This is a genomic window from Frankia gtarii (genome assembly GCF_025403375.1).
GTDB classification, from domain to species: Bacteria; Actinomycetota; Actinomycetes; order Frankiales; family Frankiaceae; genus Frankia; species Frankia gtarii.
In genome coordinates, this window is record NZ_JAMPTM010000120.1 from 1 (window position 1) to 18,552 (window position 18,552).

18 protein-coding genes are annotated in these 18,552 nt (G+C 72.8%); 5 read left to right on the top strand and 13 right to left on the bottom strand.

Features of this window, described 5'->3' with window-relative positions; all coding sequences use genetic code 11:
- The 5 genes from NBZ83_RS17755 to NBZ83_RS17775 form a co-directional block, all read right to left on the bottom strand.
- Positions 1 to 1,314: KGGVGR-motif variant AAA ATPase (locus tag NBZ83_RS17755; protein ID WP_261575423.1), on the bottom strand; the 1,314-nt coding region annotated here is incomplete at its 3' end.
- Positions 1,307 to 2,062, bottom strand: coding sequence for a hypothetical protein (locus tag NBZ83_RS17760; RefSeq protein WP_261565980.1), 756 nt, complete (start codon positions 2,060 to 2,062; stop codon positions 1,307 to 1,309). The genes NBZ83_RS17755 and NBZ83_RS17760, both read right to left, overlap by 8 nt.
- 175 nt (positions 2,063 to 2,237) lie before the next feature.
- Positions 2,238 to 4,136 (bottom strand): toll/interleukin-1 receptor domain-containing protein, encoded by a 1,899-nt coding sequence (locus NBZ83_RS17765; protein WP_261565979.1) that lies wholly within the window; start codon positions 4,134 to 4,136, stop codon positions 2,238 to 2,240.
- Positions 4,133 to 5,605, bottom strand: coding sequence for a toll/interleukin-1 receptor domain-containing protein (locus NBZ83_RS17770; protein ID WP_261565977.1), 1,473 nt, complete (start codon positions 5,603 to 5,605; stop codon positions 4,133 to 4,135). Before NBZ83_RS17770 ends, NBZ83_RS17765 begins: the two co-directional genes overlap by 4 nt.
- A 228-nt stretch (positions 5,606 to 5,833) precedes the next feature.
- Positions 5,834 to 6,058, bottom strand: a complete 225-nt coding sequence (locus NBZ83_RS17775; protein ID WP_261565975.1) for a hypothetical protein — start codon at positions 6,056 to 6,058, stop codon at positions 5,834 to 5,836.
- 387 nt (positions 6,059 to 6,445) lie between these two features.
- Between NBZ83_RS17775 and NBZ83_RS17780 the strand changes: the two genes are divergently transcribed.
- The gene (locus tag NBZ83_RS17780; RefSeq protein WP_261565973.1) at positions 6,446 to 7,021 is read left to right on the top strand and encodes a TerD family protein; all 576 of its coding nucleotides are present in this window, start codon (positions 6,446 to 6,448) and stop codon (positions 7,019 to 7,021) included.
- Positions 7,022 to 7,087: 66 nt separating this feature from the next.
- Here NBZ83_RS17780 and NBZ83_RS17785 read toward each other — a convergent pair whose 3' ends face one another.
- Both NBZ83_RS17785 and NBZ83_RS17790 read right to left on the bottom strand, forming a co-directional pair.
- Positions 7,088 to 7,879 carry a DsbA family protein gene (locus tag NBZ83_RS17785; RefSeq protein WP_261565971.1) on the bottom strand — a complete coding sequence of 264 codons (792 nt, stop codon included), beginning with the start codon at positions 7,877 to 7,879 and terminating at the stop codon, positions 7,088 to 7,090.
- Positions 7,818 to 8,192 (bottom strand): YkvA family protein, encoded by a 375-nt coding sequence (locus NBZ83_RS17790; RefSeq protein ID WP_261565970.1) that lies wholly within the window; start codon positions 8,190 to 8,192, stop codon positions 7,818 to 7,820. Before NBZ83_RS17790 ends, NBZ83_RS17785 begins: the two co-directional genes overlap by 62 nt.
- Positions 8,193 to 8,482: 290 nt before the next feature.
- Here NBZ83_RS17790 and NBZ83_RS17795 point away from each other — a divergent pair, with 290 nt between their 5' ends.
- From NBZ83_RS17795 to purU, 3 genes are all read left to right on the top strand, one after another.
- Positions 8,483 to 9,415, top strand: a complete 933-nt coding sequence (locus NBZ83_RS17795) for a metallophosphoesterase family protein (RefSeq protein ID WP_261575424.1) — start codon at positions 8,483 to 8,485, stop codon at positions 9,413 to 9,415.
- A gap of 17 nt (positions 9,416 to 9,432) precedes the next feature.
- Positions 9,433 to 10,164 carry a 4'-phosphopantetheinyl transferase family protein gene (locus tag NBZ83_RS17800; RefSeq protein WP_261566006.1) on the top strand — a complete coding sequence of 244 codons (732 nt, stop codon included), beginning with the start codon at positions 9,433 to 9,435 and terminating at the stop codon, positions 10,162 to 10,164.
- Positions 10,165 to 10,392: 228 nt separating this feature from the next.
- Positions 10,393 to 11,337 (top strand): formyltetrahydrofolate deformylase, encoded by a 945-nt coding sequence (gene purU, locus NBZ83_RS17805; RefSeq protein ID WP_261565968.1) that lies wholly within the window; start codon positions 10,393 to 10,395, stop codon positions 11,335 to 11,337.
- Between the two features lie 69 nt (positions 11,338 to 11,406).
- Here the strand turns inward: purU and NBZ83_RS17810 are convergent, their stop codons facing one another.
- Both NBZ83_RS17810 and NBZ83_RS17815 read right to left on the bottom strand, forming a co-directional pair.
- On the bottom strand, positions 11,407 to 12,756 hold the full coding sequence (locus NBZ83_RS17810) for an alpha-amylase family glycosyl hydrolase (RefSeq protein ID WP_261575425.1): 1,350 nt from the start codon (positions 12,754 to 12,756) through the stop codon (positions 11,407 to 11,409).
- Positions 12,753 to 13,253: a MarR family winged helix-turn-helix transcriptional regulator gene (locus NBZ83_RS17815; RefSeq protein ID WP_261565964.1), complete on the bottom strand. Its 501-nt coding sequence runs from the start codon at positions 13,251 to 13,253 to the stop codon at positions 12,753 to 12,755. Before NBZ83_RS17815 ends, NBZ83_RS17810 begins: the two co-directional genes overlap by 4 nt.
- 103 nt (positions 13,254 to 13,356) lie before the next feature.
- Here NBZ83_RS17815 and NBZ83_RS17820 point away from each other — a divergent pair, with 103 nt between their 5' ends.
- Complete coding sequence (locus NBZ83_RS17820) at positions 13,357 to 15,108, top strand: FUSC family protein (protein WP_261575426.1); 1,752 nt, start codon at positions 13,357 to 13,359, stop codon at positions 15,106 to 15,108.
- On the opposite strand, the gene NBZ83_RS17825 is transcribed toward NBZ83_RS17820, so the two are convergent.
- From NBZ83_RS17825 to NBZ83_RS17840, 4 genes are all read right to left on the bottom strand, one after another.
- Positions 15,053 to 15,703, bottom strand: a complete 651-nt coding sequence (locus tag NBZ83_RS17825; RefSeq protein ID WP_261565959.1) for a hypothetical protein — start codon at positions 15,701 to 15,703, stop codon at positions 15,053 to 15,055. The two genes, NBZ83_RS17820 and NBZ83_RS17825, sit on opposite strands and share 56 nt — an antisense overlap.
- Before the next feature lie 349 nt (positions 15,704 to 16,052).
- Positions 16,053 to 17,210: an arginine deiminase family protein gene (locus NBZ83_RS17830; RefSeq protein WP_261575427.1), complete on the bottom strand. Its 1,158-nt coding sequence runs from the start codon at positions 17,208 to 17,210 to the stop codon at positions 16,053 to 16,055.
- 216 nt (positions 17,211 to 17,426) lie between these two features.
- Positions 17,427 to 17,912: a DUF456 domain-containing protein gene (locus NBZ83_RS17835; RefSeq protein WP_498041062.1), complete on the bottom strand. Its 486-nt coding sequence runs from the start codon at positions 17,910 to 17,912 to the stop codon at positions 17,427 to 17,429.
- On the bottom strand, positions 17,909 to 18,552 hold a 644-nt coding region (locus NBZ83_RS17840; RefSeq protein ID WP_261575428.1), incomplete at its 5' end, for a helix-turn-helix transcriptional regulator. The genes NBZ83_RS17835 and NBZ83_RS17840, both read right to left, overlap by 4 nt.

Consider the following 18,552-nt stretch of genomic DNA (forward strand, 5'->3'; position numbering starts at 1 on the left):
CCCCACCCCGGCGCGTCCCCGGGCCTGCACCACCGCGCGCAGCGCCGCCTCGCCCGGGGTGTCCGAGCCGAGGTTCGGGGAACCGACGACGACGAGCGCGTCGACCGCGGGGAAGTCCGTCGCGGCCCGCGAGGTCGGGGGTACCGAGCGCACCTGCACCCCGGTCGGGCCGAGCACGGAGACCAGCCAGTCGACCCAGGGTCGGTCCTCCGGCGCGCCGAAGACCGCCACCGAGCGCGGGGCGGGCGGCCCGTACTGCTCGAAGGCCCACAGCACCCGCTGCCGTTCCTCCTCGGGAACGGGTCGGGCGTCGACCGGCCCCTCCCCGGTGATCACCCCGGCCAGCACCCGGTAGGCGGCCTGCACCCCGGAACGGCTCGCGGGATCCTCGAGGAAGGTGGCCAGCACCTCCTCGTAGGCGTAGGCGGCCTTGTAGGGGACCTCCAGCTCGATCAGCCGGGCCCGCTGCGCCTCCTGGCTGGGGCCGCACAGGTCGGTCAGCGCCGGACGGAACGCCTGGAAGGCCGCCCGCCGGCGGAGCTCCTGTTTGCGCTGCTCGGTGTCCTCCACCCGCATCGGAACCGGCAGGACACGGATGGGCCGCTCGCCGTCGCGGATCTGGTGCGCCACCTCGGCGCCGCCGTCGATGGACTGGTTGTTCAGCGCGAAGCCGACCACCACCGTGTCCGGCAGCAGCTGCGTGCAGATGCCCGCCGCGTCGGACGTGCCGGTCCGGCTGTCGATGAGGACGTAGTCGTACCCGGCGAAGCGCATACGCTCGCGCAGCGCGGCGACGTAGGCCCGCCCGTCGGCCTCGTCGAAGAACTCCGTCCAGGGCAACGCGACCGCGACGACGGAATTCCTGGTCGTCTGTCGGCCTGGGCCGAGGAAGTCGATGCGCCCCCCGGCGGGAAAACCCGACCACTCGATGTTCTCGACGTCGTACCGGAAGTCGCTGTAACGGGAGATGATCTCTGCCACCGCGGCCTCGTCCGGCGGGCCGGCGGGCTCCGGCTGCCCCGGATGCCCGTTCTGCAGGCGCTCGATCTCCCGGATGAAATTCTCCAGCATCTCGGTGACGCCGTCGCTGCTGTCGAGCTCCTTGTTCTGCAGGAAGGGGCGGAAGTAGCGGTGCAGGCCGGGGGATTCCAGATCCCAGTCGACGGTGAGCACCCGCTTGCCGGACGCGGCGAGCAGCCAGGCTACGTTCGCCACCGCCATCGTGCGCCCGGCGCCACCCTTGAACGAGTAGAAGGTGACGATGTGCGCCGGCGTCTCGATGGCGGGGTCCGGCCCCAGGGTGGCCTCAGTCATCGTCTTCGCCCCTTTCCGCAACGCCGGCTCGACGCAGGATGGGCCGGCGGGTGTGCTCGGGATCGGCCATCCGCCACCGGCGTTCCCAGCCGGGACGGAACGCCGCACGTGGTGCGGGCTCTTGCGGATCCTGGGCGACCGGTCCGCTCGCCCAGGCGGTCCGGCCGGAAAGCTGGACCAGCTCGGCGTCGCGCTCGGACAGCGACGGCGGCCCGTCCGCTCGGACCTGCGTGATCAACTCGACGACGGACGCGACCAGCTGCCGGTAGCAGGGCGAGGCGGGGGCCGCGCGGATCAGCCGCAACGCGCCACCCGCGGCGAACTCCGCGCCGAAGTCACCGTCGATCATGCCCTCCTGTCGGATCGGCGCCGGGGGCGAGACCGCCCGGATGGACCAGGGGACGCCGATCAGCGCCGGCGAGTGACGCCCGGTGAAGTGCTGGTGCCAGCGCAGCCGCTCCCGGAACAGCGACCATTCGAGTCGGCACTGCGAGTCGGCAAAGTACGCGTCGGAGTACAGCGCCACCAGCACCGGGCACAACAGCACCTGCGGGCTCGGCTGCCCCGCCGAACCCACCGAACCCGGTGAACCCACCGTGGACGCCTCGGTGCCAGCCACGCCACCGGTGAACTCCTCGCGGTGGCCGAGCCACTCGTAGACGCCGTTCTGCACGTCGTCGGCGAAACGCCGAACATAGCTGCCGTCGCCGCCGGCGAGGGCATGATGCACAAGGAAGAAAGGGGTCACCGATGCCCCTCGGTTCGCATTCCACGACAGCCCGCCCGCCCCACCGTCACACCCGCGCCTCTCACGTCCACAGCAACCAGCTCCAACCGGACCGCATTCTTTCCTCGACGGTCCCAGGATTCCGCTCCCGAGCCGCGACGCGCCGACGGCCGGGCGACCGATTCTGTTCGGTACATCACGACTCGGGATGGAACGGGGAACGCACGCGGTCGGCCGCGTCGGCTGCCAACGGAGGCAGCTGGTCGCGAGCAACATCCATGACCCGGTAGGCCAACAGACTCACATACTCCGCGAACGCCACCGGATGTCGCATCAGATCCAGGACAGGCATGTTGTCGTATTTCCGACCTAGCTCGATCGGCGCGATGTGCAGCTCCTGTGCGGCCTCGGGCACCTCCGCCTCCCGTACCAGCCACGGCACCGGAATAATGCCCGCCGGCGGTTTCCCCCCCGGCCCGGTCGCCCGGCGGATCCGTTCCTGAAAGACCCCGAACTCCTGCCCGCACCACTCGCTTTCGAAATAGTCGTCGCACCACAGGGCTACCAGCACCGGCGCGGTCCGCACGGCTTCGCGCAGCGCGGTCGGCCAGTGTTCCCCGCCGCCCATCCGTTCGGCGTCGAGAAATCCCGCCGGCTCGACCCGCCGACGGGCCTTTCGCCGCAGCTCCGCCTCGAGCTCCCGATGGAAGGTGACGACACGGTCCCGGTCATGGCGGTGGGCGTGGCTGGTGAAGAAGTAGTAGGCGTCCGCCCCGGCCGGCCCGCGGGTCGGGGGCGGCGCGGACGACACCGCCCCGTCGGCGAGCGGCCAGGAGTCGAACCGATGGGCGGACGCGGACGCCTGCGACGCAGCATCGGCGAACGGCTCGAGGCCACCGGCCCGCCCGGTGGCCTGCTCGCTGACGAGCCGGCGGACCACGGCGACCGCCCGGTCATCCCGGGACGCGACGAGTTCCAGCGACTGGACGAGCGCGTCGAGCATCCCCGGGCCCGGCTGGCGGACGGCCTCGGTGACCAGAGTGGTCAGGCGGACGGCGAGCCACCGCGAGGTCAGCACGACAGTGCGCCCACTCAGGCGGGTCAGCTCTGCCTGCCAGTGCTCGAAGCCGACGACGTCGGCGATGTACTCCACCTGCATCAACGCCGCCACCAGCGCGTCGACCTCCCGGGCGCCCGCCGGCTGCTCGAGGGCGCCGCCGTCGCCGCCGGCCACGGCGATCGCGCCCTCGGCTGCCTGAGCGGGGGAACCCGAGACGTCGCCCCGTGGGGCCGTCGGCGTTGCTTCGCCGGGTGGATCCCCCTTGGCGCGCGGATCTCCCCCGACGACCGGCACCGCGCCGTTCGAGGAGCCGGGGGGAGCCTCGACGACGGCAGGTGGGCCGGGCCGGGCCTCCGCCATCTCGAACAGGCGCTGGCAGAGCTCCGGGGTCACCATCGTCTCCCGGATCAGGTAGCCGGCGAGCTCGGCCAACAGCGCGGGCCGGTGGCCGAGCCGCTCCCCGAAGCTGGCGGCGGTGGCCGGATCGACCATGGGTGCGGCGCTGGTGAGCAGCATGACCGACTCGGGTCGCCGCAGCGGCCCGATGGGCACTGTCCGATCCCGCCAGGAGTCCACCGTCCGGTCTGCGACGATGAGGCAGTGCGCGCCGCCGCCCGGCAGGTGGGGCTCGACATCCTCGGGACTGTCCACGCCCGCGAAGATGAGCAGCCAGCCCTCGCCGGGTTCCGGCACGGCGTCGGCGGCGCACTCGGCCAGCCGGGCACGGGCCTGGTCGGCGAGCTGGGCGAGCTGGGCGGCGATGTCGTGTCCCGGACTGCAGTCCACCCACCAGGCGACGTCGTAACGCAGCTTGTAACGATGCTGGTACTCCGCGGCGAGCTCCGTCTCCCCGATGTCGGACAGGTCGCCCTCGGGGACGACGACGAGGTGGCCGTGCCGGCACAGGCCATCCCAGACGCGTTCCAGCTCATCGTCCCGGCCGACGAACAGCTCGTTCTCCCGGCGGCTACGCCACACGGGCGGTGCCTGCCCGGGCAGGCGGCCCGGGCGGCCGAAGGCGGGGACGGGGCTCACCACGCACCCCCGGCCTGTACCTCCATCAGGAGCTCGTTGACCGCCGCCGGTTCCAGACCGCTGAGGTCCAGCGTCCGCAGGGTGCGCAGCGGCTCGGGCAACGGCTGAGGATCTATGGTGACGCGAACGACGCGACCGGCCAGCGGACCTTTCATGCCGAGCCGCTCCCACGCCTCGGTCTCCGTGGTACCTGGATGCTCGGGACGGGGCGCCCGGTAGTGCCGCGACAGCAGCACGACCGTGACCTGCGGATCCCACGCGGCGATGTGGTCCACGGTCTCGGCGAGCCGCTCACCACGGCTGTGCGCCCACCTGACCTGCCGGACCTCGTGGCAGCCGCGACGCAGCAGTTGTTCGAGCCAGTCGGCCCACTGCTGGTCGGCCCCGACATAGCTCAGAGCAATCCGCCGTGGCGCCGACGGCGGATCCACGGGCGCCGCGAGCGGCGCCGTCACGAACTCTTCGACCCCGCGCTCCCCTTCGGCCGATGCCAGGCCCGGCCCGGTCTGGCTCTGGACGGCTGCCTCATCCCGGCCCACACCGCCCGGCCCCGTGTCGCCTCGTCCCGTGTCGCCTCGTCCCGTGTCGCCCCGTCCCGTGCCGCCCCGTCCCGTGCCACGCCGTCCCGTGCCACGCCGACCGGCGGTGCCCCGCCCTCGGTCGCTGCCGTCGACGCCGTTGCGCTCGACACCATTAGGTGCAACGCCGTTGAGCGCAACGCCATTGGGCTCGGCATTCTCGTCGAGGCCCGGCGCGGAGCGGGATCCGCGGGAGCGGCCCGCGGCCGGGCTGAATGATCCCGGCCCCGCCGGCCGGACCGCCGCGCCGCCCGGCGGGCGACGGTCGGGTGCCGCCGGGGCGGCGATTGATGCGTGCTCCGTGCCGTCGAGGCCGTGGGAGCCGAAGGCGGCCCCGGCCGCGCGGATCGCGAGCTCGGGCAGCGAGTCAAGATCGATCTGCTGGGCGGCGATGATCCGGGCGGCGAACAGCCGGACGAACGCGTAGTACCCGCTTGGCCCGCGCAGCTTGTAGCGCATGAGCCACAGCAACCCGTGCTGACCGTAGATCTCGGGCAGGCCGATCTGCGCATCGGTGAGGGCCGTGCGCGCGGACGGCGGCACCGGGTCGTGGTTCGGGCGCCACAGCACCCGCAGGAATCCGTCCTCCAGCCTGGTCGCGCCGGCCTTGCTGAAGTTCTCGACGCGGGCGCCGAAGACCTCCCATTCCCGTCCGCACCAAGCATCTTTGAAAAACGGGTCGGAGCAGAGCGCGACCATCGAACGGATACGGCCGGCGCCCGCGGCGAGGGCGAGGTCCGCGTCCATGCCGGGCCGCGGCCGGGTATCAAGGATTCCACCGACGGCCGGGCCGACCAGCAGCCGCAGCTCGTACTCCAGGTCGGCGTGAAAGCGCTGGACCCAGCGACGGTCCTCTTTGCCGGCATAGGAGACGAAGAAGTAGCTCTTCATCGCGAACCTTCGATTAACATGACCGCGCCCCCGGGCCACCGCCATCCTGTGGACGGTGTCACCAAACGCTAGCAGCCGACCGCCCGGATGGCGATGCCCGAGATGCCGGGAGCATCAATCAGAGGTCAACGCACCATCACCCGGATGGCGCCGCTGCGCATACCGCCACTGCCCAGGCAGGCTGCCAGCTCGCCTTCCCTGCTTTCCGTCAACCGGCGGCGAGGGCACCTACACTCCGCGCACTTCCCAGTGTTCGGGTTCGAGGCGCAGCCATCGGTCGATCTCCTCCCGCCACCAGATTCGGGTACCGCCCCAGGTCGCGGTGCGGTTCACGACCGCGGCGGGGCGCGGCGCGGCCGGATCGACCCGGAGCCGATGATCGACGGCTTGACGGGTGAGGCCCAGGGCCCGGGCGATATCGCCGGAGCCAACGAGCAGTGGTAGGTGATCCACGTCTGCCGACGTTAGCCAATCCGGGCCCTTCCGCGCCCGCGACGTCGGCGCCGCGGGCATCGGGGGCAATTTTTCGGTGCGCAGTGGAACCGATAGCCGCCAGAGAGTGAGCGAAATCATCCGGATCGGCGCCGCGTCGAACCCGCCCCCACCATCCGGTGACCGACCGTCCGCGGCACCGGCACCACCGCCGGCGCGGACGACGGGCCACCGTCGGCTCGGACGACGGCGGTCGACCCGCCGGCCGAAGTGGTCGCCCCCCTGGCGACAGCGGAGTCTCGGTGATGCGCTTACCGGCGGCGTCCGTCTGTGCTTGGCTGATCACATGTCTCGGACCGTTCACCGGTCCGGCCGATCGATCGGCGAAAGCCGCGGAAACGGAGAACAGTGGGCATTGATCTCGCCAAGGGCGGCAGTGTCGCCCTTGCCGAATCCACCGAAATACTCACACACATCACGGTTGGTCTCGGCTGGGATCCAAACCGTCCAGGAAGGGAGGAGTTTGACCTGGACGCGAGTGCGATCGCCCTGCAGGAAAGCGACCGGGCACCCAGCCTTAGCTATTTCGTCTACTACAACAATCTGAGCAGTCCGCGCGGGGAGATCGTGCACCGCGGCGACAACCTCACCGGGGAGGGCGCGGGCGACGACGAGCAGATCGAGGTGCGGCTCGACCTGCTGTCCAGTGCGATCACCCGCATCGTGTTCCCGGTGAGCATCCACAACGCCGACTACCGGCACCAGAGTTTCGGCGATGTGCACGGCGCGTACATCCGGATCGTCAACACCGACACCGGCGACGAACTGGTGCGCTACGACCTGTCGACCACCGCCGCGCGGGACACCTCGATGCTGTTCGGTGAACTGCACCGCGACGGCGGCGGCTGGCATTTTCGCGCGCTCGGCGAGGGCGGCGTCGCCGGCCTCGCCGAGATCGCACGCGGCTACGGTCTCGACGTCTGAATCCGCCGTCTGCCAGCCCGACGAGGACGCTCAGCCCGAAGACGGGCGCTCAGCCCGAAGACGGATTCAGCGGGGGATGGAGGTGTGCTTGAACTCGTTGAGCTCCGGCCATCCGGTCAGCAGGTCCACGACGCGCTCCACCGCCCGGACCGACGGCGCCGCCTCGGCTCCGAGCGGCGCCCGGTTCATCAGCCGCACGAAGACCGCCTGGTCGTCGGCGATGAACGTGGGCACACCCCAGACGGCGTGGGAGGCGACGTAGCGCTCATGCTCGGCCTGCACCCGGGCCAGCCCGCCGTCGTCGACCCGGGCGAGCACCTCGTCGGCGGGCAGCCCGACCGCGGTCAGCGTCTCCCGGATGACCGCGCGGTCCTCCAGATGCCGGCCCTCGTCGTGGCGGGCCGCGAACAACGCGCGATGTGCCGCGGGGAACAGGTCGGGGTATTCATCCCGGATCACGACGCCGGCCTGCAGCGCGAGAATGCCGGAATCCTGCTCGGGCTTCTCCCAGACGCTGGGCTGTCCCTCCTCGACATGCGCCTGCCCCAGCGAGAATGGAATAAAGCCGACATTCCAGTCGGCGCCGGCCGCAAGACCGGTGAGCACATGTTCATGCGCGTTGCGCGCAAACGGGCAGCGGTAATCCCAGGTGATCGCGAACGTGGCGGAGGTCATGCCCTGGGCAACAGGACCGTCCCCTGCGGTGTTCCGCACCGACCTGCCCGCAGCCCGCAGCCCGCAGCCCGCGGGCGACGGGTCGCGGGCGACGGCGGCGAGCCGACGGGCGGCGGCATGGTCAGCGGCGAACGCCGCGGCGTCCGCGGGGCAGCCGCGGCGTCGGCTGGTGAGGCAGATCACGGGGGGCGCGGCCCGGATGGCCAAGCCCGGCCGGGTCAGGGTCGCGACGGGCGGCGATCAGGCCGCGGACGTACAGAACCGCACCGATGATCACCATGGCGTCGTCGATCAGCCCGATCGGCCCGAACGGGATCTCGGGGATGGCGTCGACCGGCGAGACGACATAGGCGAGGCTGGCCAGGGTCGCCACGGTGCCGCGCAACGGCAGGTCGTACCGGCGTATGACGACCAGGGCGGCCACTGCCAGCGCGAGGCCGAGGGCCACGAGCACGCCAAGGACGACGAGCAGCGTCGTACCGAAGCTGTCACCCATCATCCACTCCACTCCAGGTCGGTCCCCGGGAGGCCGGTCGGTCGTCGGCCAAGGGGACGATGATCCCTGACGGCATGCCCGATGTCCGGTCGTCGTGAACATCCGCCCCGCCCGCCGGTGCCGGTCCGGCCCGACCCACGCCGCCCTCGCCGTGCTGTCAGGGCCGCGTTGTCGGGGCCGCCGTGCTGTCGGGGCCGCCGTGCTGTCGGGGCCGCGTTGTCGGGCGGGAGACGACCGTGGTTCGACCGACGGGCGGACACATGCCGGTGCGCGCCGGTAGGCTTTTCAACGTGTCCCCCGCGGAGTCGCCGGCGCCGCCCGGTCGGCTGATGGCCGTCAGTGATATTCATGTTGGTTATTCCGAAAACCGCCTGATTGTCGAGGGTATCGAGCCGGGCTCGCCGGAGGACTGGTTGATTCTCGCCGGCGACGTGGCCGAGGTCGCCAGCGAGATCGAGGCGATTTGGCGGCTGTTCACCGAACGTTTCGCCAAGGTGATCTGGGTGCCCGGTAACCATGAGCTGTGGACGCCGAAGCACGATCCCCTGCGGCTGCGCGGCGAGGCACGGTACCGCCACCTGGTCGAGGTCGCCCGTGGCCTCGGCGTGGTCACGCCAGAGGATCCGTACCCGGTGTGGACGGGCGAGGGCGGTCCGGTGGTCATCGCGCCGCTGTTCGCCCTGTACGACTACAGCTTCCGCCCGGCGGGCACGGCGACGAAGGAGCAGGCCCTCGCCCTGGCCCGGGAGACCGGGGTGGTGTGCACCGACGAGTGGCTGCTGCACCCCGATCCGTATCCCACCATCGACGACTGGTCCCGGACCCGGGTCGCCTACACCGCCGAGCGGCTCGCCGCCCTCGACCCGGCCGTGCCGACGGTGCTCGTCAACCACTGGCCGCTCGTGCGGCAACCCACGGACATCCTGCGTTACCCGACCTTCGCGCTGTGGTGCGGGACGACGTCCACCGCCGACTGGCACCGGCGTGTCCGCACGGCGGCGGTCGTCTACGGCCACCTGCACATCCCCCGCACGACCTGGTATGACGGCGTCCGCTTCGAGGAGGTCTCGATGGGGTATCCGCGGGAACGCATCGCGTGGGAGGCCTACGGTCGGCCCTTCGCCGGCCCGCGGCAGATCCTGCCCTACCCGCCGGAACCGGTCGTCGCCGAGGGGGCGCCACGCCGGGCGGCGTCGCAGTCGCCGTCGACGGCGCGGCACTGACCGCGATGCTGACCGCGATGCTGGCCAGTCTGCTGCCGGATGCGGCCATCGCCGTCGAGGCCTTCGAGGACGACCCGAGCGCCGTGCTGTTCCCCGAGGAGGCCGCGCTGCTCGCTCGCGCTGTCGACAAGCGGCGCCGCGAGTTCACCACCGCCCGAATCTGCGCGCACCAGGCACTGGCCGGCCTCGGCCTGCCGCCGGCGCCGATTCTGCCGGGCAATCGCGGCGCACCCCAGTGGCCGGCCGGAGTGGTCGGCAGCATCACCCATTGCGCCGGCTACCGGGCGGCGGCGGTGGCGTTCGCCGGCCAGCTGCGCACGATCGGCGTCGACGCCGAGCCGAACGAGCCCAACCCCAAGGGCGTCACGGCGCAGATCACCGTCCCGGCCGAGGAGGGCTGGCTCGCCACCCTCACCGAAACCCGACCCACCGTGCACTGGGACCGGCTGCTGTTCAGCGCCAAGGAGTCGGTGTACAAGGCGTGGTTCCCACTGGCCCAGCGCTGGCTCGGCTTCGAGGACGCCGCCCTCACCATCGACCCGGGCACGGTGCTTGCCGGCCCGGCGGCCGCGGTGCCCGCCCGCGGCACGTTCACCGCGAAGCTGCTGGTGACCGGGCCGACGCTCGACGGCGGCGAGCTCACCGGGTTCGACGGCCATTGGCTCGCAGACCGGGGCCTGCTGCTCACCGCCATCACCGTCCCGCACCTCGACGGCACGCCGGTGCCACCGGCGCCGGACGCACCGTGAGGCACCATCGCGGGCGCCGCTCGCTCGCAGCCGGGCGACGCCGCCCCGCGGTACGAACCGGACCAGGCGCCTTCCCCGCCGGCCGGCGGCCGCGCACGAGAGGCATGCAGGGCCGCAAGCCGCGCTGAGTAGCACACCGGCCCACGCCGCCGCTCTGGCTGCGGCAAGGTGCGCAAGGACCGGTGCGCCGCGCCGGGGGTGGCCGGTCGTGCCGAGGTAGGAAGGGCTGTGCCCATCCCTGAAGACCGCGGCGCGACGCCGCGTTCCGCCGATCCCGGCCGCTCCCCCGGGCCACCGACCGGCCCCGCCGCCCGGACGGCGGCCGGCGAGTTCGTCCTGACGCTGTCCTGCCCCGACCGGCTGGGGATCGTCTCGGCGGTTTCCGCCTTTCTCGCCGGCGCCGGTGGCAACATCGCCGATGCCGCCCAGTTCGGCGACACCGGCTCGGGCCGGTTCTTCATGCGGGTGCACGTCGTCGCCGAGGAACCGGGTCTCGCCCTGGACGCGCTGCGGGCCGGCTTCGCCCCCGTCGCCCGCCCGTTCGCGATGGACTGGCGGGTCCATGACCTGGCGGTTCGCCCTCGCGTACTGATCCTGGTGAGCCGGTTCGGACACTGCCTCAACGATCTGCTCTACCGGCACAGGTCGGGACTGCTCGACATCGACATCCCCGCCGTCGCGTCGAACCATCCCGACTTCGCCGACCTCGCCGACTCCTACGGCATCCCGTTCCATCACCTGCCGGTCGACCCGACCACCCGCGACCGCCAGGAGCAGGGGATCCGGGAGATCATCGAGCGGGAGCGGATCGACCTGGTGATCCTCGCCCGCTACATGCAGATCCTCTCCCCTGAGCTGTGCGCGCTGCTCGCCGGCCGGGCGATCAACATCCACCATTCGTTCCTGCCGAGCTTCTCCGGCGCCCGGCCCTACCACCAGGCACACGCCCGCGGGGTGAAGCTGATCGGCGCGACCGCGCACTACGTGACCGCCGAGCTCGACGACGGCCCGATCATCGAGCAGGACGTCATCCGGGTCGATCACGCCGACGGTCCCGACCGCCTCGCCGCGCTGGGCCGCGACGTCGAGTGCCGCGCGCTCGCTCGCGCTGTGACCTGGCACGTCGAGCACCGCGTCCTCATCAACGGCCACCGCACGGTCGTGTTCTCCTGACCCGGCCCACGCCTGCCCCTGCCCCGGCCCGCGGCGGCTGACCGCCCCCGACCGGCGCGCGCTTTGCGCCTATCCGGAGACGGCCCAGCCGAAGGGCGGCAGGCGGATGAGGGCCTGCGCGGTGCCGGGGTGGATCAGGTCCGCGTCGCCGGCGAGGAGCTGCGCGGCGCCGGGTGCGGGGCAGTCGGCGGGGTCCCCGGCGAGGTTGAGCGTGACGAGCAGACGCTGACCCTCGGCGCTTGTCTCGTAGGTCAGCTGCTCGTTGGTCAGGTGCAGCGGACGGGTGCGGGCGGCATGCAGCCAGGGGTGACGCCGCCGCAGGCCGATGAGGTCCTGGTGCAGCCGGTAGATCGGCCAGCCGTGGGGGGCGAGCTCGTCCGCGCCGGCCGGGAAGGCGGGACGGACCGCGTCGTCGCCGCCGGCGCGATCCTCCTTGACGCCGACGAACGCCTGCTCGTCGCCGTAGTAGACGCTCGGCGTGCCGCCGACGGTGCACAGCACGACGAGGGCGTGGGCCAGGTGCCGCGGTTCGCGCAGCCGGCTGGCGAGCCGGGTGACGTCGTGGTTGCCGACGAAGGTGAGCGGGACGAAGGTGTCGAGGAAGCCGTTGTGCCGCTCCAGCGCCCAGGACAGCTCGAACAGGTTCGCGTCGTTCAGCGAGCTCCAGATCGCCTTCCACAGCTCGTACTGGGTGACCGAGTCCAGTCCGGTGCGGTGGACGATGTCCGGGTAGTCGCCGTGGATGACCTCGCCGACCAGGTAGGCGTCCGGGTGGGCGCGGCGCACCCGGGGCAGCACACCCGCCCAGAATTCGGCGGGGACCGCGTAGGCGGCGTCGAGCCGCCAGCCGTCGGCGCCGCGGTCGAGCCAGTGGTTCATGATCTCGGTGACGTGGTCGGCGACGGCCGGGTTCGCGTGCCGCAGGGTGACGAGGCCGTCGTGGCCTTCGAAGGTCGCGTAATCGGGACGCCCGTCCGGCCTGGTCGCGCCGGTGGGGACGAACCAGTCCGGGCGCGACGGCGCACCCTCGCCGCTGGGTGCCGCGGCGACGGCGGGGTGCTCCCGCCCGACGTGGTTGAACACGCCGTCGAGCAGAATCCGCAGGCCCCGCTGGTGGGCGCGGGCAACGAGGTCGTCGAAGTCGGCGTCGGCACCGAGCCGCGGGTCGATCCGGAAGTGGTCGACCGTGTCGTACCCGTGGGTCGAGGATTCGAAGATCGGTCCCAGGGCGAGGCCGGACGCCCCGAGCCGCACCGCGTAGTCGAGCCAGTCGGCGATCCGGGCGAGCCCGTGGACGGGCCGCCGGTCGGCGCCGGTGGTGTCGGCGCCGGTGAACCCGAGCGGATAGACCTGCCACCAGATCGCGTGGCGCACCCAGTCCGGCTCACCGGTCGGCAGCGGTTGCCGGCCGGCGGTCAAGCGGGCCGCCCCACGCCGGTGCCGGGGCCGAGGCCGGTGCTAGTGCCGCCCACGACCGTGCCGCCCGCGACGCCGCGCAGGCTCACCGGGCGATCGGCGAGCCGTTCGAGCAGGCCCGCGGCGATCCGCAGCATTTCCACTTCGGCCTCCGTGAAGATATCCATGGCCTGGGCGAGCCAGGCGTCGCGATCCGCCATGTCGCGGACGAGCGCCTCCCGCCCGGCCGGCGTGATCGACAACACCGCGGCCCGCCGGTCGCGCTCCTGCGGGCGCCGGCTGATCAGCCCGGCGGCCTGCAGCTCGGCGAAGGTGCGTGACAGTGACTGCGGCTGGTGCCGCTCGGCGGCGGCGATCGCACCCGGGGTACTCGGGCCGAGCCGGTAGAGGTGACTGAGCACGCTCAGCTTGGTCCCGCTGAGCGCGCCGGCGGGCCGCTCCGCCCGCAGCCGCCGGCCCACCTGCGTCACCGCCCGCCGGACCGCCGCGGCACTTTCCACCTGTCCCGATCGCACAGTTAGCACGCTACCACGTACTATCAGCACTACTTTTACCGCCCATCATGGCGATTTTGTCGGCTATAAAAGACAGGATTAGTTCGTCTTGACGACTATCTCCGAGCGCGGCTCGACGGTCGGCGACCCGGGGGCGCGGCCCGCCGAGTGGCGGCGGGCGATGGTGACGATGGGCGCCGTGCTGGCCACGTTCGGCACGTCGCTGGCACTGCGTGGGCTGACCGGCTCGGGCGCCGGGATCTCCGTGCTCGGCGTGGTCCTCGTACTCACGCTGAGCCGGCTCGGGCGGGCCGGGGGGCTCGGGCGGGACGACTCGCGGGCGATGCGGCTGCTGCCCGTGCTCGTGACGCCGTCGGTGGCGCTGCTCGCGAGCGAGATCGCCGACCTCACCCGCCGGCACCGGGCGATCGGTGAGGGCCTGTTCACCGCGGCGGTCAGCGGCGCCGTCTGGGCGCGCCGGTTCGGACCGGTGGGCACCCGGGCCGGCACCCTGGCCACGCTGCCGTTCATCGCGCTGCTCATCACGCCCGTGCCGCCGGGCGGAGGAGCGCTGTCACGGCTCGACCTCGTCGCGATCGCGTTCGTCGCGGTCGGTTGGGTGACGATCGGTCGGTACGCCGAGGCCCGCCTGTTCCCACCCGTCCGGCCCGACCAGCCTGGACGGCGGCAACGGCCAGCCGCCACGGCGGGGGCGTCCGACCGGGCCGCGCCGCTCGCGCCAACCACGCCGCTCGCGCCAACCACGCCGCTCGCGCCAACCACGCCGACCGCGCCGGCCGGGGCCGCCGCGCGACGCCGGCGGCGACTTCCCGCGAGCACCCGGATGGCAATCCAGCTGGCGGTGGCCCTCGGGGCGGCCTTCGCCGTGGGGCGGCACCTGTTCAGCGAGCACCGGTCCTGGCTCGTCCTCACCGCCTACCTGGTGCACAGCGGCAACCGCGGCCGGGGCGACGTCGCCTACCGCAGCGCGCAGCGCCTGGTCGGCGCGGCGGCGGGAACTGCGGCGGCCACGGCCCTCGCCAACCGCCTCCCGCCCGGCGACAACGTGTCGATCGTGCTCATCTTCGTGCTGCTCGCGTTCGGGGTGTGGCTGCGCTCGGTGTCCTACGCCTACTGGACGGCCTGCGTCACCGGTGTGCTCGCCCTGCTCTACAGGTACTACGGGCAGGCCGGCGCGGGGCTGCTGCGGGAACGGCTGGCCGCGGTCGCGCTGGGTGCGGCGATCGGGCTGGCCGCGGCCTGGTTCGTGCTGCCGGTGCGCACGGGCAACGTCCTGCGCCGACGGATCGCCAACCTGCTCGCCGCCCTGACGGACTACCTGATCGTGTGCCAGACGGGCCGCAGCCGCTCACCGCGCTCGACCGGCCCGGCGCCCACCACGGCCTCGGCCACGGCAGGGCCCCACCCGGCCAGGGCGACACCCGCGGTGATGCGGGCCGCCCTCGCCGACGCGGACGCCCGGCTGGAGGCCGCCTTCGATCAGCTCGCCCAGGTTGCCCCGCCGTTGCGGGCGCACCGGGCACTGACCCGCCGAAGGCGCCAGCACTGGCACCACCCGCCCGGCCAGGCCGCCCGGCCGCCGCACCGGTACGACGCCGTCGCGGCCCTGCTCGCCTGCCGGCCGGCACTGCGTGCGCTGACCCGCGAACTCGACGCGCGCGGCACCCCACCCGGTCGCACCGCGGCCCGCGACATCGCCCGGGTGCGCGCCACCGTCGTCGAGACCCGCCGCGCCATGGGCCGCGCCGCTGCCGAGGCGGCCCTGCCCGGAGCCGATACGCACTTCAGGATGTTCGGGTGGCCTCGGCGAGGTCCACGGCGATCTCGTCGCCGAGGGTGAAGTCGGCGAGCAGGTCCAGCGCGTCCCCGCTCCAGAACCGGCCCGGGTCGTACCAGTTCGGCGCCCGGCCGGGCGGCAGCAGGCCCATCGCCCCGTAGGTGACGGCGACGACCTCGGCGCAGTAGGCGGACTGCAATGCCTGCGGTGACACGGCCCGGCGCGGGCGCGGGAACCGTCCACGCAGCCAGCGCGCCGCGAGCTGGGCGGTGGACGGGAACGGGGTGCCGTCGAGGCGGGCGACCGTGCGCAGCGCGGCGTCCTCCCGTTCGGCGCCGACCGCCGGCGAGAGCTGGCGCAGCCAGGCACGCTGACCGTAGCGGCGGGCCCAGACCTCCACCGCCGCCCGCATGTCATGCAGCTGCACCCCGCGGTGGTGCGTGCCCGCCCAGACGTCGGGCAGCGCCCTGCCCAGTTCCGCGTGCCACAGCAGCGGGGGCAGGTCGTCGAGCACGATCGCCATGCCGACGTGGTTGACCGGACTGTTCGTCGTCGTCTGGATCGCCCGGTCCGCCGCCGTGCGGCCGCGAAACAGCCACAAGTCGCCGGTCCGAGACAGGTCCAGGGCGTCGTCCAGGCCGATCCGCGCATCGGGCATGGCGGTAAGCATGCCTCAATGCGGTCGGGCGCACCGTAGCCTGATGGGATGCAGCGGCAGGCAGGGACGCGTCGGTCTGGCGGGAGGCGTCAGTCTGGCGGGAGGCGTCGCGGCAGGTGGGGGAAGCTGCTCGGGGTCGCCGGCCTCGCCGGGGTGGCCGCGACCGGCGTCCTGGTCGCCCGCGACCAGCGCCAGCGCGGCGCCTACTCCCCCGACGAAATCCGCGCCAGGCTCCAGGCGCGGGCTGCCACCGACGGGGGCTTGGCGGCCACGCCGCATACACCGGGCGTCGTCGGCGAGCCGGCCGGAACTCGTCGTGCCCGGCTGCTCGGCCGACTGCCGGACCGGTTCACCCGGCGGAGTTCTGACGCCATCCGCTGATCACCTGGCCGGGATCGTCGGCGAGCACGCCGGGGACGGTGTTGAGCGCGCGGTGCAGGCTGCCGAGTTGCTTGTGGTGCTCGTCGAACGGGACGGCGACGGTGTAGACGCCGAACCGGGACAGCACCGGCTCGGTCCACGGCGCGCTGGCCGTCGACACCAGCGCCGCCGGCTCGTCGCCGCCCACCGCCCAGCCCCCGCAGCGTGCGCCTGGCAGGAAGAACACCCCCGCGGCGAACGCGGCGACCATCTCCGGCGCCAGCGGGCAGACGGCCAGTTCGATGGTGCGCAGCGCGTCGACGAGGGTCGTCTCCCGGCTGGCCGCGCCGTAGCCCTCGACGACGGCGGGCGCATCCAGCCGGTCCGCGGCGACGAGGGCGATCCCCGGGCCGAGCCCCAGCCAGTGGTCCAGGTGCGGTTCGCCGGGGCGGCGCAGCTCGTCGCGGACCCGCACGACCCGGCCGAACGCGGCGAGCAGGTGCGGGCGCAGCAACCCCCACACCGCCGGGCTGGTCCGCGCGCCGGTGCCGAGCACGGCGACGCCGTCACAGGTGACGAGGTCACCGCCGGACAGGAACAACGGTTCGGGCACCCGCACCTCCGCCGACCGTCCCCGCAGCCCGCGCAGGACCGCGGCCATCACGACCGTCTCCCGCGCGCGCTCGCGGCGGCGCAGCCGGCCGACGGCGACAGCCCCGCCGAGGTCGACGTAGTGGTCGCGGGGGAACATCAGGCCGGCGAGTGGGCGCAGGGCGTAGCTCTCGTCCGCCTGGCCGGGGCCGATGACGCCGCCGCCCGCACCGGGTTCGAGCAGCAGCCGCGGCTGGCGCAGCACGACCGGGGCGAGCGCCGGGACGGACCAGTCGCGCAGCACGTCGCGGGCCGCGGACAGCCGGGCGTCGTCGTCAGCGCTGACGGCGCGGGCGGCCAGTTCCAGCAGGACCTCCCGGGGCAGGGCGGCGAGGATCTCCGACGGTGCACGGGGGTCGACCCCAAGGTCGGTCAGTGCCGCCCGCACGGCGGCCGACTCCGCCGCGGCCCGGACCGGATCGTAGGCCGGCCGGCCTGACCGGAACACCGACGTCTCCACCGGTTGCACGACGGTCGGATTCTGGATCAACACCATCGGCCTGCTCACCGCGCACGGCCACACTTCATTTAGGCATTATGCAATTGACGTCGGCCCACGGAACGACGACGCCCACCGGCCCGCCATGTCGCCGCGGCGAAAGCCGGTCAATTGATAGTCCAAACCATCGCCGCAAAAAAGAAGATTCCTGCTACGGAATGCGTGAAGAAATCGGCTTGGCCGCCAGCGCCAGCGGCGGAGTCAGAGGCGGAGTCAGAGGACGAGCTCGCCGACGGCCCAGACGGCCGCCATGGCGACGCCCGCCACGAGTTCGACGAGCACGCCGATGCCGAACGCGACGATCGCCGCCCAGGTCGTGCCGCCCGCGGTGCGAAAATCGCCGAGCCGAATCAGCTCCGCCACGTAGATGCCGAAAACCCCACCGACCAGCAGACCGACGACCGGCAGGACGAAGAAACCGACGATCGCGCAGACGACGCCGACCACCAGGCTCTGCCAGGGCACACCGCGCCCGGCGGTGGCCCGCGCGGGCAGCACGTACTTCGTCAACGCACCGATCACGAACAGTGCCGACATCAGGGCCAGCACGATCCAGCGGCCCACCCCGCCGCCGTCGGCGATCACCCACCACAGCCCCGCGCCCCAGACGAGCACCAGGCCAGGCAGCACCGGCAGGACGATCCCGACCAGGCCCACGGCCATCACCAGGGCGACGCCGAGCAGCTCACCGGTACTTATGGCGCGTCCTCCCTCGAAATGTCTTTCCGAGAAGGTACCGGTCCCGGGACGTCCCCGGGCCCGGCTGACAAACGTGCGACCATCCCATTCCCATCGTCCTCACCCCGATGCCCGCCACCGGTTCCCGGACGACCACCCGCTCCCACCGACCGCCCCGGAATGCCACCATCCGCGGTCGGAGCATTGCGCGCGGCGAGGCGTCGTGCGGTCTCGGCGAGGGCGGCGCGCAGCTTCTCGGGTGCCAGCACCTCGACCCCGTCGCCGAGCGCCAGCAGCTGGGCCAGCGCGACCTCCGGGCTCTCGGTGACCAGCTCCACCACCCGCCAGCCGGCGTCGTCTGGCGTCGACGCGCCCGCGAGGGCGTCGCGGGCGGCGAACGGGTCGACCGCGTGCCGCAGGCCGCGCAGCGCCGCCGGGGACAGCCGAAGCCGGCAGGTCCAACGCAGCAGGGAGCGGGCGAACTCGTCCCTGCCCGCCCGCCACCAGACGGCGAGGTCGAAGTCGTCCGGCCGGTTGAACGTCTCCGCCCGCACGCTGGCCTGGGCGATCCGCCCGACCCGGTAGCTGCGAACATCGCCCCGGTGCCGGGCCACCAGATACCAGGTGCCCGCCTTGCAGACCAGCCCGAACGGATCGACCC

What these genes read in the sequence shown, in the direction of transcription:
- NBZ83_RS17770 (WP_261565977.1), bottom strand. Translation starts at nt 5,605, where the DNA reads ATGAAGAGCTACTTCTTCGTCTCCTATGCCGGCAAAGAGGACCGTCGC.
- NBZ83_RS17790 (WP_261565970.1), bottom strand. Translation starts at nt 8,192, where the DNA reads ATGGGTGACAGCTTCGGTACGACGCTGCTCGTCGTCCTTGGCGTGCTC.
- NBZ83_RS17800 (WP_261566006.1), top strand. Translation starts at nt 9,433, where the DNA reads ATGCTGGCCAGTCTGCTGCCGGATGCGGCCATCGCCGTCGAGGCCTTC.
- NBZ83_RS17825 (WP_261565959.1), bottom strand. Translation starts at nt 15,703, where the DNA reads ATGCCCGATGCGCGGATCGGCCTGGACGACGCCCTGGACCTGTCTCGG.
- NBZ83_RS17830 (WP_261575427.1), bottom strand. Translation starts at nt 17,210, where the DNA reads ATGGTGTTGATCCAGAATCCGACCGTCGTGCAACCGGTGGAGACGTCG.